Origin of the sequence: Labrys sp. KB_33_2 (assembly GCF_052114505.1) — a bacterium.
Taxonomy (GTDB): domain Bacteria; phylum Pseudomonadota; class Alphaproteobacteria; order Rhizobiales; family Labraceae; genus Labrys.
This window is the reverse complement of sequence record NZ_JBFREW010000003.1, coordinates 332,716-348,655: the sequence shown is the minus strand read 5'-3', so window position 1 is coordinate 348,655 and position 15,940 is coordinate 332,716. Positions and strand designations below refer to the sequence as shown.

Genomic DNA, 15,940 nt, shown 5'->3' with positions numbered 1-15,940 from the left:
GATTGGCGCTTGCTTGCTGGCGATTTCGGCCGTCTGGGCCGGCCATGCCTTCGCCCAGACGAAGCCTGCGCCCACCACGCCGGCACCGGCCGCTCCCGTCGATGCCGTCTTCGAAGCGGCCAAGGCAGCCGCCTCGGCGATGGGGGCGGAGGATTTTGCCTCCATCCAGCAGGACCTGATCTGGACCGGCGATCTCAACTCCCTGCCTTCAGGCGAGATGGGCAAGCGCAGCTATGAGGCCATCCGCGCCTTCCAGAAGCGGATCAAGGCCAAGGAAACCGGCATATTCACGCCGCCTCAGCGCATCACTCTTGCCCAGCACGCCGCCAAGTTCACGGCCCGTTACGGCTTTACGACCATCACCGAGCACGGCATCACGCTGGGCTATCCGGCCAAGCTCACCACCGCGCGCATGGAAGGCAAGAACGGTCCCCATTTCGCTACGCCCAAGAACGACGTCACCCTCGACATTCTCGCCATCCCCGCCGAGAAGGAGAGTTTCGAGGCCTTGTTCGCACGCCTCAAGACCGAGCGCCCCGGTCGCAAGGTAACCTATTCACTGCTGCGCCCGGATTTCCTGGTGGTCGCCGGCAGCAATGACGGCAAGAGCTTCTATCTGCGCTTCGTCAAGACCGACACCGATTCACGCGGCTTCGCGCTCGGCTGGGACCCGGCGCTTTCCCCCGGCTTCGACCGCGTTTCCATCGCAATGGCCTCATCGATGAAATTGGCCGATGACGGTAAGCCAGCCGCCACCGAGGCTCCTCCGATTGCCAAGCCCGCCGACAAGCCGGCTCAGGCCCCCGAGCCGTCGAAACCGGCAGGACCGCCCGTGCCATTACCGTCGGGCGCCTCGACGGCGGCCAAGACTGGCTTGGGCACCCTGGTGTCATCGAACGGCGATATTTTGACCTATGCCGGCCTGGTGGCCGGGTGCGAGACAGTGACGCTCCAGGGCGGTGCCACGGCCAAGGTGATCGGCGGCGACCTCGGCAACGACGTCGCGCTGGTCCGAGCAACCCCGCCCCCCGGCCCGGCGCCTCTCGCCTGGCGGCAGCCGCCCCTGACACAAGGCGAGGCCGTCGCTCTGCTGTCCGGCCCCACGCCGACAGCGACCACCGTCACGGCGCTGATCGGCGGCAACGACGACAGTCGCCGCATCTCGCTGGGCTCAGGCGCACCTGGCGCCCTGATCGATAAGGACGGGGCCCTGGCAGGCCTCGCCGCCGCCAACGGCGAAGCGACGGCCTTGAAGGGACTGTTCGTCACCGCTTTCCTGCGCGCCAGTGGCGTCACCCCTCCGGAACGCGGCGGTGACCCGAGCAAAGCCACCGTCACACTGAGCTGCACGCCCAAATCATAGAGCAAAGGCCGCGTCCACCAACCGGCGCATTACTTCCTTATCGCCCCACCCGCAGCGCAGCGGTAAGAAAAGACCACTATCCTTCTTCGCGGAGAACGGTGCTTCGCTACGATAGGTCCCGGTGCATCGTCGTCTGCACTTTTCATTATTGCCAAACGCCAATCCATTGTAACAAATGGTCCAGAGTTCGGCCCCGTCTCCAAGCCTGCCGACGAGGATCCCGGCGGGCACGGATCTCAAGCGGGTTGCCGGCTCGCTGTACGGGCCGAGGTAAGACTTGAGATGTTTCGACTGAAGGCGATCGCCGCTTCCCTCAGCGGGAAGCTCTGCCTGTTCATGGCCCTTGCTGTGGCCGCGCCCCATGTTGCGCTAAGCCAGGAGGGCACCTTCGCCTCGGCCCAGGCGGCGGCCAACCAGTTGAGCGCCCAGCAAATCGCCAATCTACAGGAAGACCTGGCCTGGGCCGGCATGTTTTCGGAAGGGGGTTCTCCCCCTGTTTCGGGAATTTTCTACAACGCTACCTACCAGGCCATCCGCCAATATCAACGCAGCAACAATCTGCCTGAAACGGGTGCGCCCAGTGCGGCCCTGGTCAGTGAATTGGACGGCCGCGTCGCCTCGATCCGGCGCACGGCCAATCTCAAGACCCTGGAAAACAGCGTCCTGAAGATCAGCTACCCTGCCGGCGTGCTGACCAAACAGCAGGCAGTCAAGGGTGATACACGCTATACGACGCCATCGGGCGACGCGATCGTCCAACTGGTCAACATGGCGGGATCGCGCGAGCGGCTCGATCGAATGTTCGCCGACATGAAGAAGGCGGCCGGCAAGGTAAAATACGCCATCATGCTCGATGATCAGGGTGAGGCACAGCCCACCCGTTTCGTGATCGTCGGCGGTGATGCCAAACAAGGCCTCTATACGAGCATCGCGCAGAAGGACGATGCAATCGTCGGCTTCATCGCCAGCTGGGATCGCAAGAAAAGGCCCAGTTTCACGAATGCCGCCATCGTCATGGCCCTTTCGATCCGGCCGAAAACCATTGCCAATCCCTATGCCGCAGCAGCGGCTGGACAGAACGCGCAAGGCACCACCAAGATGTCGACGGCCGAACTGAACCGGCAGCTCGACATCTGCGCCAAGGCAAAGGATGCCGCCGAGATCGTCACCGCCTGCACGGCGGCGTTGTCGGCCGACACCCTGCTGGCGAAAAACCGGCCGACCCTCCTGTTCAATCGCGCCGTCGGTTACAACAGACAGAACAAGGCCGATCTGGCCCTTGCCGATCTCGACCAGGCCATCGCCATCGATCCCAATCAGGCAAGCTATTACACACAGCGTGGACATGTGCGCTACGGCCAGTCGAAATATGATGCGGCAGTGGCGGATTACAGCCAGGCCATCGCCAAGAAAACGCCGACGGCCGCCGACTACACCAATCGCGGCAACAGCTATTTCGGCCTGGAAGACTACCAGAAGGCTGTCGCAGATTACGATGCATCGCTGCGCCTCAATCCCGATGACATCGACACCCGCGCCTTTCGCGGTTCGGCCCTGCTGAGGCTGAGCAGGCCGGCGGACGCCATGGCCGATCTGAACTTCACCATCGAGCGGGGCGGAGACAAGGTCGGCGCCGGCGACTACAAGAATCGCGGCGAAGCGCTGGCCGAACTCGGCCGCGCGGATGAAGGCAGGCCGGACTTCGCCAAGGCCGAGGCCATCGCCACCGCGAAGATCGAGACGGACAGCTATAATTTGGTCTATCGCGCCTTCGCCCGGGCCTTCAATGGCAATGCCGAGGGCGCGATTGCCGATGCGGACAAATATCTGTCCATCGATCCCAAGGCCAGCGAAGCCTTCCATGCGCGCGCGCTCGGCGATGTCGCCGGGAAGGATTTCGCCAAAGCGCTCGCCGATTTCTCCCAGGCCATCAGCATGGGGCGCAAGCGGTTGTTCATCCTGCGCCAGCGCGGCGATGTCTATCTGGCGACCGGCCAGCCCGAACAGGCGATCGCCGATTACCAGGCCCAGCTCAACCTCACGCCTGGTAACGCCCTGGCGATGGTGGGCCTTGAAAAGGCCAAGCAGGCGATGGCGGCCAAGCTTTTGGCGACTGCCGGCGCGCCGCAAGGCAATGGCTCCCCAGCCGCCGCCGGTTCGCCGCAGGCCGCCACGCTGGCCGCCCTGCCGCCCCAGGCCAAGGTCGCGCTCGGCCGCCGGGTCGCTCTGGTGATCGGCAATTCCAACTATGCCAATGTCGCCGCCCTGCCCAATCCCAGGAACGACGCGGCCAAGGTCGCCGACACCCTGCGCAAGATCGGCTTTGCCGAGGTGACGCTGGCCGAAGACACCGATTTCCGCAGCCTCAACCGCGCCTTGCAGGATTTCGCCAGCCAGGCCGACGGGGCCGATTGGGCGGTGATCTACTATGCCGGTCATGGCATCGAGATCGCCAACACCAATTATCTGGTGCCCGTGGATGCCAAGCTCGCCTCGGACCGCGACGTCACCTTCGAAGCCGTGCCGCTCGACCGGGTGATGGCCGCCAGCGAGGGCGCCAAGGGCATGCGCCTGGTCATTCTCGATGCCTGCCGCAACAACCCCTTCCTCGCCAACATGACACGCAAGACGGCAACGCGTGCCGTCTCGCGCGGCCTCAGCCGGGTCGAGCCGGATGGTGGCACCCTCGTCGTCTACGCTGCCAAGGCCGGCGAGGTCGCCCTCGACGGCAGTGGCGGCAACTCGCCCTTCGTCACCGCCCTGACCAGCAACCTGCAGAAGCCGGGCCTGGAGATCGGCAAGCTGTTTCGCCTGGTGCGCGACGACGTGATGAAGGCGACCGACCGCAAGCAGGAGCCCTTCACCTATGGCTCCCTGCCCGGCGAGGACTTCATCTTCAATCCAGGCTGAGGGACGGGCCGTGAATCATCCGTGTTCTCCAGGGAACTGCGGCATCTTGCGGTTGTGGCGAGAAGCTCCATGGTGCAGGAATACGCCCAAACTCAGGTCCTTCGACTTGCCGGCCGCGACTTGGCCGGCCGAAGTTCTGGCCAAAAATATCGATCCGGGGTTCCCCAATGTTGCGCTTGAAGACGATTGCCGCCCTGATCGGGCTGACGCTGGCCATCACCACCCCGGCCGCGGCGCAGATCATCGACTATTCCCGCTTCGAGAAAGCCAAGCGGATCGGCGATCAATTGAGCGGCACGCAACTGCGCCAGTTGCAATCCGACCTGTCGTGGAACACCGGCTATAACAGCCTCACCAATTTCCCCCTCTGGGGCAGTTTCGACGAGGCGACCTTCGTCGCGATCCGGAACTTCCAGTCGCACAATCTGAGAAGCCTGAACGTCAAGTCGTTCGAGGAAAACAGCATTCCCTCGCCCGAATTGATCAAGCTCGCCCGCACCAAGGCGGCCAAGCAGAAAGCCCTGCTCGACTTCAGGACCGCCAGCGCCCAGGGCATGACCATCGACTACCCCGCCTCGCTGCTGCCGGACCGCGAGGACACCCCGACGGGCCTGCGCCTGCACGCGCCGCGCTGGGACATGAGCGTGGAACTGCAGGCTTTTTCGGCAGGGGACATGCCGTTCGAGGCGCGCTTCGAGGCTTTGAAGGCCACACCGGAGATGACCCGAATCGTCCAGGCCAAGCTGTTCAAGGCGCGGGCCGGGCGTAACCCGACCTATTTCGTGCTGTTCGGCACCAAGGACAGCCTGGGTTTCTATGCCCGCTTCATCAAGGGTGCCGACGGCTCGACACGGGGCATGATCATCCGCTGGAACGCCGATACCGGCAAGGACACCACGCAGATGGTGGAGATGTTCGAGGCTTATGACGCTTTCGGGGTCATGCTCGGTTCCTTGAGACTGGATGACGACGACAGTGGCTCGGCAGCCGAGGCGCCGCTCTCCGAAGCCGCCGACCTCAGGGCCAATCGCCAGCTCTGTGGACAGGCCAAGGCTGCCGACGACATCGTCAAGGCCTGCAGCGACGTGCTGGTGGTGGGTGACCTGCTACTGCCCCAAACGCTCGCCGAAACTCGTTCGAACCGGGGCTGGGGCTTCTACCTCAAGGGCGACTACGACAAGGCCATCGCCGACTACAACGAAGCCATCGCGCTGCGCCAGGACGACGACCTTCCCTTCTCCGGACGCGGCTATGCCCGTTTCGCCAAGGGCGACAATGCCCAGGCCATCGCCGATTTCGACCAGGCCTTGCGCCTGAAGCCCGCCCGGACCGAACTCCTGAGCTATCGCGCTTCCGCCGCCCTCAAGCTCGGCCGCCTGCAAGAAAGCGTCGACAACATCACCTCTGTGGTTGCCGGCGGCAAAGCCGTCACCCCCGATTACCTCAATCGTGGCGTCGCCCTGCTCGAACTCGGCCGCAAGGACGAGGCCACGGCGGACCTGAGCCGAGCCATCGATCTGGCGAGCAATGATTTGGCGGCCGATCCAGCCAAGAACGCCTATAGCCTGATGTATCGCGCCATGGCCAAGGCCTATGGCAACGACCCGGATGGCGCCATTGCCGACGCGACGCGCTTTCTGTCGAGCACACCGCAATCCCCCGAGGCCTTCCACGCCCGCGGGCTCGCCAATGCGGTCAAGCAGAATTACGACGCGGCCATCGCGGACTATACCAAGGCCATCGATCTGGGACGCAAGAGCTTCATCCTGCGCCAGCGCGGCGATGCCTATCTCGCCTCCGGCCAGCCCGATCTGGCCGCCACCGACTATCTGGCGATGCTGCACCAGTTTCCGACCAATCCGCTGGCCGCCTCCGGTCTCGAAAAAGCCAAGCAGGCGGTGATCCAGAAATTCGGAACGAACAATCCGCCTGCTTCGGACCCAAATGCTTCGGGGCAAGGCACACCCAGCACGCAGAAGCTCGCGCAAGCCCCCGCGGCGATGGGCAAGCGCATCGCCCTCATCATCGGCAATGGCGCCTATACCGGCACCAGCCCCCTGCCCAATCCCAAGCGTGATGCGGCCAGGTTGGCGGAGACCTTCCGCAGCATAGGCTTCACCGATGTGACGCTATTGGAGGACCTCGACAATCAGGGCTTCAACCGAGCCCTGCAGGAATTTTCGGACAAGGCGTCGCAGGCCGATTGGGCGGTGGTCTACTATGCCGGCCACGGCATGGAGGTCGACAACGTCAACTACCTCATTCCAGTCGATGCCAAGCTGAAGAGCGATCGCGACATTCTGTTCGAGGCCGTTCCGCTCGATCGGGTGATGGCGGCCGGCGAAGGGGCCAAGTCGTTGCGACTGGTCATTCTCGATGCCTGCCGCAACAATCCCTTCGAGGGCGCCATGACCAAGAAGACCGCGACCCGCTCGGTCACGCGCGGCCTCAGCCGGGTCGAGCCAGATGGGGCGTCCCTGGTGGTCTACGCCGCCAAGGCCGGCCAGGTGGCACTGGACGGCGATAGCGGCAACTCACCCTTCGTCACCGCGCTCGACACCAATCTGCGCAAGCCCAATGTCGAGATCGGCAAGCTTTTCCGCCTGGTGCGCGACGACGTGATGAAAGCAACGGATCGCCAGCAGGAGCCCTTCACCTACGGCTCGCTGCCGGGCGAGGATTTCTTCTTCAATCAAGGCAAGTAGGGGGCGAGGCGTGTCACCCCTCAAACCTCGAAACAGGCGACCATGCGCTCGTGCTTCAGTTCGAGGAGCGGGCGCTCGTCCCGGCAATGGGGCTTGACGATCGGGCAGCGCGGATTGAAGGCGCAGCCAGCCGGCGGAGAGAAGGGCGATGGCAGTTCGCCCTGCAAGACGATGCGCTCGCGCTTGCGGTCGGGATCGGCCTGCGGCGTCGCCGACATCAGTGCTCTCGTGTAGGGGTGCTGCGGCGCCGAGAACAGGGCCTCGCGCGTGCCCATCTCGACCGCCCGCCCCAGATACATCACCATCACGTCGTCGGCGATGTGGCGCACCACCGACAGATCATGGCTGATGAAGATGTAAGCGAGCTTGAACTCCTGCTGCAGCTCGGCAAGCAGGTTGAGTACTTGCGCGCGCACCGAGACGTCCAGCGCGGAGACCGGTTCGTCCAGCACCAGGATCTTCGGCCTGAGCATCAGGGCCCTGGCGATGGCGATGCGCTGACGCTGGCCACCGGAAAACATGTGCGGATAGCGCATCGCCTGCTCGGGACGAAGGCCCACCCGCTTCATCATGGCAATGGCGGCCTCGCGCCGTTCTCCCGAGCTCAACTTGGTGTTGACGAGCAGGGGCTCCTCCAGCGCCTGCGCGATAGTCTGGCGCGGATTGAGAGAGCCGAAGGGGTTCTGGAACACGATCTGGATTTCGCGACGCAAGGTTTTGCGCTGTGCCGCCGTCGCGAGCTTCACATCGATGCCGCCAATGGTCAGCGAACCGGCGCTGGGCTGCTCGATCATGGTGAGGAGGCGCGCGAGAGTCGACTTGCCGCAGCCCGATTCGCCCACCACCGCCAGCGTCTTGCCGGCATCGAGCGTGAAGCTCACGCCGGCGAGCGCCTTCACGGTGGCCTTGCCGCCGAACATGCCGCGCTTGACTTCATAGGAGCGCACGAGATCCCGTGCGTCGACGAGAACTGTCACGATACGGCCTCCATGCGGGCCGTCTTGCCACCAGTCAGCGGGTGGATGCACAGGGCCTCGTTATATTCGATGCCGGCTCGCTTCGGCGGTGCCGCACGGCATTCATCGGTGACATAGGAACAGCGCGGCGAGAACAGGCAGCCGCGCGGGCGGTCATACTGCCCCGGCACGACGCCGGGAATGGACGGCAGCATCTGCGACGTCGCCCGCTCGGGCAGGGCGGCCAGCAGGGCAGACGTATAAGGATGGCGCGGCGTATGGAACAAGGCGGCGGTCTTGGCCCTCTCGACCTGCTGGCCGGCATATTGCACGATCACGCGCTCGGCCGTCTCGGCAACCACGCCCATATCGTGGGTGATCAGCACCACCGCCATGCCACGCTCGTCGCGCAGCTTGACCAGGAGGTCGAGGATCTGGGCCTGAATGGTCACATCGAGCGCCGTGGTCGGCTCGTCCGCGATCAGGAGCTTAGGATTGCAGGAAATCGCCATGGCGATCATCACGCGCTGGCTCATGCCCCCCGACATCTGATGCGGAAAGGCCGATAAGCGGCGCGCAGGATCGGTGATGCCGACGTCCTTCAGCAATTCCACCGACCGTTCCTGCGCCTCGCGCCGGGACATCGGCAGATGGGCGCGAATGGCTTCGGCGAGCTGGAAGCCCACCGTGAAGCACGGATTGAGCGAGGTCATTGGCTCCTGGAAGATCATCGCCATGTCGCGGCCGATGATCTTGCGCCGTTCGCGCGCTGAGATCTTCTGCAGATCCAGGCCGTTGAAAGCCAGCTTGTCGGCGGTGATGCGGGCCGTCTTCGGCAGGAGCCCCATCAACGCCAGCATGGCCACCGACTTGCCAGATCCCGACTCACCGACGATGGAAACGATCTCGCCGGGGTCGATCGAGAGCGAGACGCTGTCGACCGCCCGGAAGAAGCCGTGCTTGACCTGGAATTCGACCGCGAGATTGGAGATTTCGAGCAGCGCCATGTCTAGCCTCGCTTCAACTTGGGATCGAGCGCATCGCGCAGGCCGTCGCCGAACAAATTGATGGCGACCACGGTGATCAGAATGCACACGCCCGGCGCGATAGCGAGCCAGGGTGCGCTCTGGATGTCCTGACGCACGTCGGAAAGCATGGCGCCCCATTCGGGTATCGGGGGTTGTGCGCCCATGCCGAGAAAGCCCAGTGCCGCTGCCTGCAGAATAGCATCGGAGACGCCCAATGTCGCCTGCACGATCAGCGGCGCCATGCAATTGGGCAGGATGGTGCGGAACAGCAATCGGGGTGGCTTGACCCCGACGACCGTGGCGGCCGTGACATAGTCCTTCGACAATTCGCCGAGGGCGGCCGCTCTGACGATGCGTACGTAACGCGGCAGGAACACGATGGTGATGGCCGCGACCGTCGGTCCCAGTCCCGGCTGCAGAATGGCGACGATCACCATGGAGAGCACCAGATCCGGGATCGACATGATCATGTCCATCAGCCGCATCAGGACGAAATCGAACCAGCCGCCCAGATAGGCCGCGATGAGCCCGAGCACCACGCCGAGCAGCATCGAGACCAGCATCACGGTCAGGCCGATACCGAGCGAGTAGCGTGCGCCGTAGATCAGGCGGGACAGCACGTCACGGCCGCCGGTCTTGTCGGTGCCAAGGATGAAATCCCAGCTGCCGCCCTCGACCCAGGCAGGTGGCTGGCCGACATGGCCGGGATGGCCGGCGTCCGGCCAGCCGGGTGCATTGTAGGGTGCGTAGGGCGCCAGGAAATCGGCGAAGACAGCAACCAGTACCACCAGAACCAGGATGACGAGGCCCGCGACGGCGCCCTTGTTGTGCTTGAGAGAGTCCCAGATCTCGGCGACGGCCGAGGGCGGCTTGGCCGAGCGGACCACGGCCGAAGCATGCGTATCAGCGGCCATGGCGAATCCTCGGATTGATGATGCCGTAGAGCAGGTCCACGAAGAGATTGATGAAGGTGACGAGGATGGCGATGATCAGGATGCCGCCCTGGAGCGCCGGATAATCGCGACGCGAGAAGGAATCGATCAGCCACTTGCCGACACCGGGCCAGGAGAACACCGATTCCGTCTGCACCGCGCCGGCGAACAGCATGCCGATCATCAGGCCGACCACGGTGACGATCGGGATCATGGCATTGCGCAGGGCATGCAGGCCGATCACCCGCAGGGGCGACAGCCCCTTGGCCCTGGCCGTACGGACATAATCCTCGTTCAGCACTTCCAGCATGGCCGAGCGCGTGATGCGCATGATCACCGCCAGCGGGATGGTGCCGAGCACGATGGCAGGCAGGATGAGATGCTGCAGCGCCGACCAGACGGCCCCCTCCTGGTCGGACCAGAAGGCATCCCAGATCATGAAGCCGGTAGTGGTTTCCTCATCGAAATAGAACATCGTGTCGATGCGCCCGCCGACCGGCGTCAGATCGAGCTTGAGGGAAACCAACAGGATCAGAAGGATGCCGAACCAGAAGATCGGCATGGAATTGCCGAGCACGGCAAGGGCGGTGGCGATGTAGTCGGCGAACTTGCCACGCTGGAGAGCAGCGAGGATGCCGAAGGGAATGCCGAGGCAGACGGCGAAAATCATGGCCGCGACGGCCAGTTCCACCGTGGCGGGAAAGAGCGTGAAGAACTCAGTCAGCACCGGCCTCTGGGTGACGAGGGAGGTACCGAAATCGCCGTGCAGGAGCTTCCACAGATAACGGCCGAACTGCTCATAGACAGGTTGGTCGAGACCGAGTTGATGACGAAATTCGGCTAGGCGCTCGGGCGAAATACCTCTTTCGCCCACACGCACTTCGACCGGGTCGCCTGGAACCATTCGAATGGCGAAGAACGCCAGAGCGACCAACGCGATGAAGGTCGGAATGGTCATGGCGACACGCTTGAGCAGGAAGGTCAGCATGGGCGCTCGCGGGTCAGCAGTAGAAAACAGGATACAAAAAGGCTGCCGGGCCGATGAAGACCTGGCAGCCTGAGAGTGCGATTACTTCTTCAAGTCGGTATCGAAGAATTCGAAGCGGCCGAGCGGCGAGGGCTTGAAGCCTTCGACATTCTTGCGAACGGGCGTGTAGACCACCGTATGGGCGATGTTCAGATACGGAACTTCGTCATGGGCGATCTGCAGCATCTCCTGGTAGAGCTTGGTGCGCTCGGCCTTGTCGAAGCTGGCGCGGGCCTTCTCCAGGCGTTCCTGGTGATCCTTGTTGCACCAGCGCGGATAGTTCTGCGAGACGGGCTTCTTCTTCTCGATATCGCAGGCGAACAGGAAGAAGAAATTGTCGGGATCGCCATTGTCGCCGGTCCAGCCCATCTGAGGCAGCGAGGCTTCGGCGTTCTGGAGGCGCTTGCGGTAATCACCCCATTCATAGGTGACGAGCTTGGCGTTGACGCCGATCTTGGCGAGATCGGCCTGCATCAGCTCGCCCATGCGCTTGCCGTTGGGATTATAGGGCCGGTAGACCGGCATGTACCACAGGTCGATATCGATCGGGGTCTTCACCCCGGCATCGGCCAGCAGCTTCTTGGAAGCCTCGGGGTCATAGCCATATTCGGGGATCTTGTCGTTGTAGCCCAGCATGAAGGAGGGGATCAGCGTGGTCGAGGGCTTGCCGCTGCCTTCATAGACGTCCGAGAGGATGGCCTTCAGGTTGATCGCCTTGGCCAGAGCCAGACGCACTTCCTTCTTGTCCAGCGGGGGCTTCTCCGTGTTGAAGGAGAAGTACATGTCGTTCAGGCCTTCATTGGTCAGGACCTTGATGTCCTTGTTGGCCTCCATCGCCTTGAGGTCGGACGGGTTGGGGCCGACCATCACCTGGCATTCGTTCTTCTGCAGCTTGGCATAGCGGGCGGCGGCATCCGGCGTGATCGCGTAGACAAGCTGGTCGATCTTGACCTTGGTGCCCCAATATTGGGGGAAGGCCTTGTAGCGGATGACCGCGTCCTTCTGATAGGCGACGAACTGGAACGCGCCGGTACCGACTGGCTCCTGGTCAAACTTCTCGGGCGTGCCGGCCTTGAGCAGGTAGTCGGCATATTCGGCCGACTGGATGGTCGCGAAGTCCATGCCGAGATTGGCCATGAAGGGCGCGTTCGGTTTGGTCAGCGTCATCTTGACCGTATAGTCGTCGACCTTCTCGATCGTTTTCAACAACTCCGGCATCGCCATGTCGTTGAAGTAGTCGTAAGCGCCGCCCGAAACCTTGTGATAGGGGTTGTCATCCTTCCACTGCCGGTTGAAGGAGAACAGAACGTCATCGGCGTTGAAATCCCGCGTCGGCTTGAAGCCCTTCCAGGAGTGGAACTTCACGCCCTTGCGCAGGTGGAAGACGATCTCGGTGCCGTCCTTGGAGACATCCCACTTCTCGGCAAGGCCGGGCCGGAGATCGGTGGTGCCGGGCGTAAATTCCACGAGCTGGTTGTAGACCGGTCGGGCGGCATCGAGCGAAGTGCCGGTGGTGTTCAAGGCCGGGGTGAAGTTCTCGGGGCTTCCCTCCGAGCAATAGACCAGCGTCTTGGTCGCGGCCATTGCCGTCGTTCCCAGCAACGCGGCAAAGCCGGCCGCCAGAAGGCCTGTCTTCAGCAGTTTTGACATTTGTTCCCCACTGTCATGGTGCATTGTTCCGTCCGCTTCCGAGCGAACGCAAACGCCGAACGGGCATTCAGGGCGTGCCGTCCTTATGGTTTCTGGCCAGACAAGGGCGTTTCGAGCCGAGGAGAAGAAGTTCGAGGACGCAAGCCTTCCGGCTTGTTACGCCCGCCACAGGCAAGGCCCATGACTGAAACGACCTGCTCATCGGCCAAAGCCGCAGCGCCACCAAAGGCGGTGAGGCAACGAATGGCTTTCTGCAGCGTCGCTCCGCTCACCAGGGATGCATATCCTGGTTGCGATGCGCCTCCCGTCCGGCCATTTCCGGCCTCATCTAGCTCCAAACCATACTCGACGTTACGCCCCTTGCCCAGTTGGCGCGTATGGAAGCCTTTTTATGCGTTTTCGGCAATCGGAATCTGACATTTTCGTGGCGTTTGTAATTTTTGTATCAGGAAGCGCCAACGAAAAACCCCGCGGCAATTCCACGGGGCTTTTCTGTATCATAAAGTTACCCAAGCGGGCGGCGCGGCGGACGCGCCGAAGCAAGAATCAGGCGGATTTCACAAAGAGGTCGAGCTTCTTGTAGTGCTCGGCGAGGAGATAATAGACCGTCACGCGCGATTTCGAATGGTCCGCCTTGAGCTTCTCGATCACCGCGGCAACCGCTGCATCAAGCTTGTCGTCGGCATCCGTCAGAGCGAGCTTCTTCTTCAGGAAGCTGTCACGAACGCGGGCAAGTTCGGTGGGATCCTTGCCAGCAACGAGCGAAGAGTCGCGATTACGCAGAGCAATGCCAAGATGCTTCACGATGCCGGCAGCAGCGGCTTCGTTCACACTGGACGTGTATTTCTTGATATCAGCGACGTAGGTAGCCAGATCAGACATCGGCGTGCATTCCTCCTGGATCACGATGCATCGGACACAGTTATTTGCTGGTCGAAACAAGCGTGGAATATTAGGGCATGATTTGCCCAAAGGCGCTACCGCAAAGTGCAACTTTCCCTACGGAAGGCGCACAGAAATGCACCCAGAAGGCACTCAGCGCCGTTTTTCCTCGATCGCATCCCAGATCTGGGCAGCCAGATCCGGGCCACCGAGCCGCTTGATCGCCCGCAAGCCCGTCGGCGAAGTCACGTTGATCTCGGTAAGATGACCGTCGATCACATCGATACCTGTGAACAGCAACCCCTTGTCACGCAGGGTCGGCCCGATTCGCTCGCAAATCTCGAGTTCGCGCGGAGACAGGTCCGTCGGCTTGGCCGCACCGCCACGCACCATGTTGGAACGGATGTCGCCCGGCTGCGGCACCCGGTTGACGGCGCCCGCCGCGACCCCGTCGACCAGGATGATGCGCTTGTCGCCCTCGGAGACCTTGGGTAGGAAGTGCTGCACCACCCAGGGCTCACGCGACAGCGAGGCGAAGAGATCGTAGAGCGAGCCGAAATTCGGGTCCTGCCGCGCCACCTTGAACACGGCCGCACCGCCATTGCCGTAAAGCGGCTTCATCACCACGTCGCCATGCTCGGCCCGGAAGGCCTCGATCTCGGCTCGGTCGCGGGTGATCAGCGTCGCCGGCATCAGGTCCGGAAACTCGGTGACCAGGATCTTCTCGGGCGCGTTGCGCACGTGGAAGGGGTCGTTCACCACCAGCGTCTTGGGATGGATGCGCTCGAGCATGTGGGTGGTGGTGACATAGGCCATGTCGAAGGGCGGATCCTGGCGCAGCAGCACCACGTCGAAGCCGGAGAGATCGGTGCGGCTCTCGGCGCCGGCCGTGACGTGGTCGCCCTCGACATCCTGCACGGTGACAGGCCTGACCTGCGCAGAGACGATGCCATCCCGCTGGGACAGCGTATCGGGCGTGTAGACGGCGAGCGAATGGCCGCGCGCCTGTGCCTCCAGCATCAGGGCGAAAGTGGAATCCCCCTTGATGTTGATGCGCTCGATCGGATCCATCTGCACGGCAACATTGAGCTTCATCAGGCAGTTCCTCGGAATTCCAGGGCGTATCGAAAAGGACTGCTAGTTAGATAGCGCTCAACGCCGCGTCGCAACAGAAGCCGAGGGGATCACGACAAAAAAAGAGGCGCGCTGGCGCGCGCCCTATTGTGCCTTGGACGCGTCGCCGACATAGCCGGCAATCAAGGTCTGGCCGCTGGCCTCGTCGCGCAAGGCGAACAGGAAAGGCTTGTCGGCGACGAAGGAGAGTTCCGGTTTGTCGGCAAGGCTGCGGGAGGTGATGGCGGTGGCCGCTGCCGCCTCCGTGCCCTTCTCGTCGACGGCGATCACAACCTTCTGGATGATCTCGTCGATCTTCTGCGGCTTGGCCGAGAACTGACGCAGCGCATCCGGCGCTCCGGCGGCCGGATCGAGCCCGAGGCTGTCCAGGCTTGCCCTCAAGTCACCACCAGCCTTGATGGCGAGGCGCGGCAGGGCGACGGTACCGGCTATCTCCGTGAAGCCATCACCCGTCAACCAGCTCGAGACTTCCGAGAAATCCGCGAGGCCGGCCGGCTTGTCGGTGGTGGTGATCAGAATCAGCGCATAGCCCTTGGTGCGGTAGGGCAGGGAAACACCGACGAAGCGTCCGTCCTGGCGGGCGAGCCGGGGCGCCGAGCCGGAATGCATCATCGCCACCTTGGCCGCGCCGCCCTCGGCCCGGTGGAAATCGGCCTCGCCGGTCTGGGCGGGATCGAAGGCCATGCGCCACTCGTCCTTGAAATGAAGGGCGTTGAGCAGGACGAGGCCGCCCTTGTGCAGGGGATTGTCGATGAGGCTGGGGATGAGCCCGCGCGTGCGCTCCTTGACCAGGGCATTGATGGCGTCGCGCGTCGCCGAGCTGGCGAGATCGGTAACCTCGACCATCGCACCCGCCTGCTTCAACTTCGTCACGGCGGCCGGCTTGGGATCGGCCTCCCGGTCGAAATAGACAGCGCCGATGCCGGTCAGCGGGCTGTCGGGTTTGCCGCCCGCGATCAGGGGCGACAGGACCTGCCGCAGTTTCGTGAAATCGCCGGCCTTGCCCTCGAGACGCAGCGTCTTGAGCAGCGCAGCATGCAGCTTCGGGCTGGCACCGAGATCGAGCAGCGAGAAGGCGGCAGCCAGGCTGGCCGGGGAGACCACGAGATTGGGCTCGCTCGCTGCTGTCTTGCCGAGCGTGACGAGCAGGTCGAAGCCGAAACGGGCGGAGGCCTGCGAAATGGCGTTCGGGGGAGATTTTGCCTTCTCGGCCTTGGCATCAACCGGCTTGGCATCGGCTGATTTGGACTTCGACGCGGCCTGGGCCTGCCATGGCAAGGCGGCCAGCAAGCCGAGGATCATCAAGGCTCTCCTCGAAACTGCAAACTCTGCGCGGCGGCCCATGCCCCATCC

General features: G+C 63.1%; 11 protein-coding genes. 3 read left to right on the top strand and 8 right to left on the bottom strand.

Features of this window, described 5'->3' with window-relative positions; translation table 11 throughout:
• The first annotated feature begins 13 nt into the window (after positions 1-13).
• From AB4037_RS07150 to AB4037_RS07140, 3 genes are all read left to right on the top strand, one after another.
• Positions 14-1,363 carry a hypothetical protein gene (locus AB4037_RS07150; RefSeq protein ID WP_434958519.1) on the top strand — a complete coding sequence of 450 codons (1,350 nt, stop codon included), beginning with the start codon at positions 14-16 and terminating at the stop codon, positions 1,361-1,363.
• Between the two features lie 282 nt (positions 1,364-1,645).
• Positions 1,646-4,273 carry a caspase family protein gene (locus AB4037_RS07145; RefSeq protein ID WP_441771024.1) on the top strand — a complete coding sequence of 876 codons (2,628 nt, stop codon included), beginning with the start codon at positions 1,646-1,648 and terminating at the stop codon, positions 4,271-4,273.
• Between the two features lie 167 nt (positions 4,274-4,440).
• The gene (locus tag AB4037_RS07140; protein WP_441771023.1) at positions 4,441-6,978 is read left to right on the top strand and encodes a caspase family protein; all 2,538 of its coding nucleotides are present in this window, start codon (positions 4,441-4,443) and stop codon (positions 6,976-6,978) included.
• Between the two features lie 20 nt (positions 6,979-6,998).
• Here the strand turns inward: AB4037_RS07140 and AB4037_RS07135 are convergent, their stop codons facing one another.
• The 8 genes from AB4037_RS07135 to AB4037_RS07100 form a co-directional block, all read right to left on the bottom strand.
• A complete protein-coding gene (locus AB4037_RS07135; RefSeq protein ID WP_441771022.1) occupies positions 6,999-7,955 on the bottom strand; it encodes a dipeptide ABC transporter ATP-binding protein in 957 nt (318 codons plus the stop codon).
• Entirely contained in the window at positions 7,952-8,941 is a 990-nt protein-coding gene (locus AB4037_RS07130; RefSeq protein WP_434958523.1) for an ABC transporter ATP-binding protein, read from the bottom strand. Before AB4037_RS07130 ends, AB4037_RS07135 begins: the two co-directional genes overlap by 4 nt.
• A gap of 2 nt (positions 8,942-8,943) precedes the next feature.
• The gene (locus AB4037_RS07125; protein WP_441771021.1) at positions 8,944-9,876 is read right to left on the bottom strand and encodes an ABC transporter permease; all 933 of its coding nucleotides are present in this window, start codon (positions 9,874-9,876) and stop codon (positions 8,944-8,946) included.
• Complete coding sequence (locus tag AB4037_RS07120; protein ID WP_441771020.1) at positions 9,866-10,882, bottom strand: ABC transporter permease subunit; 1,017 nt, start codon at positions 10,880-10,882, stop codon at positions 9,866-9,868. Before AB4037_RS07120 ends, AB4037_RS07125 begins: the two co-directional genes overlap by 11 nt.
• A gap of 81 nt (positions 10,883-10,963) precedes the next feature.
• Positions 10,964-12,571, bottom strand: a complete 1,608-nt coding sequence (locus AB4037_RS07115) for an ABC transporter substrate-binding protein (protein ID WP_434958526.1) — start codon at positions 12,569-12,571, stop codon at positions 10,964-10,966.
• A gap of 546 nt (positions 12,572-13,117) precedes the next feature.
• Positions 13,118-13,444 (bottom strand): DUF2853 family protein, encoded by a 327-nt coding sequence (locus tag AB4037_RS07110; protein WP_441771190.1) that lies wholly within the window; start codon positions 13,442-13,444, stop codon positions 13,118-13,120.
• A 162-nt stretch (positions 13,445-13,606) separates the two neighbouring features.
• Positions 13,607-14,548, bottom strand: coding sequence for a glutathione synthase (gshB, locus tag AB4037_RS07105; RefSeq protein WP_441771019.1), 942 nt, complete (start codon positions 14,546-14,548; stop codon positions 13,607-13,609).
• A gap of 123 nt (positions 14,549-14,671) precedes the next feature.
• Positions 14,672-15,889, bottom strand: coding sequence for a serpin family protein (locus AB4037_RS07100; protein ID WP_441771018.1), 1,218 nt, complete (start codon positions 15,887-15,889; stop codon positions 14,672-14,674).
• Positions 15,890-15,940: the final 51 nt, after the last annotated feature.

Coding starts and splice junctions, on each gene's coding strand:
- AB4037_RS07145 (WP_441771024.1), top strand. CDS start 1,646: ATGTTTCGACTGAAGGCGATCGCCGCTTCCCTCAGCGGGAAGCTCTGC.
- AB4037_RS07125 (WP_441771021.1), bottom strand. CDS start 9,876: ATGGCCGCTGATACGCATGCTTCGGCCGTGGTCCGCTCGGCCAAGCCG.
- AB4037_RS07140 (WP_441771023.1), top strand. CDS start 4,441: ATGTTGCGCTTGAAGACGATTGCCGCCCTGATCGGGCTGACGCTGGCC.
- AB4037_RS07100 (WP_441771018.1), bottom strand. CDS start 15,889: ATGATCCTCGGCTTGCTGGCCGCCTTGCCATGGCAGGCCCAGGCCGCG.
- AB4037_RS07120 (WP_441771020.1), bottom strand. CDS start 10,882: ATGCTGACCTTCCTGCTCAAGCGTGTCGCCATGACCATTCCGACCTTC.
- AB4037_RS07130 (WP_434958523.1), bottom strand. CDS start 8,941: ATGGCGCTGCTCGAAATCTCCAATCTCGCGGTCGAATTCCAGGTCAAG.
- gshB (WP_441771019.1), bottom strand. CDS start 14,548: ATGAAGCTCAATGTTGCCGTGCAGATGGATCCGATCGAGCGCATCAAC.
- AB4037_RS07115 (WP_434958526.1), bottom strand. CDS start 12,571: ATGTCAAAACTGCTGAAGACAGGCCTTCTGGCGGCCGGCTTTGCCGCG.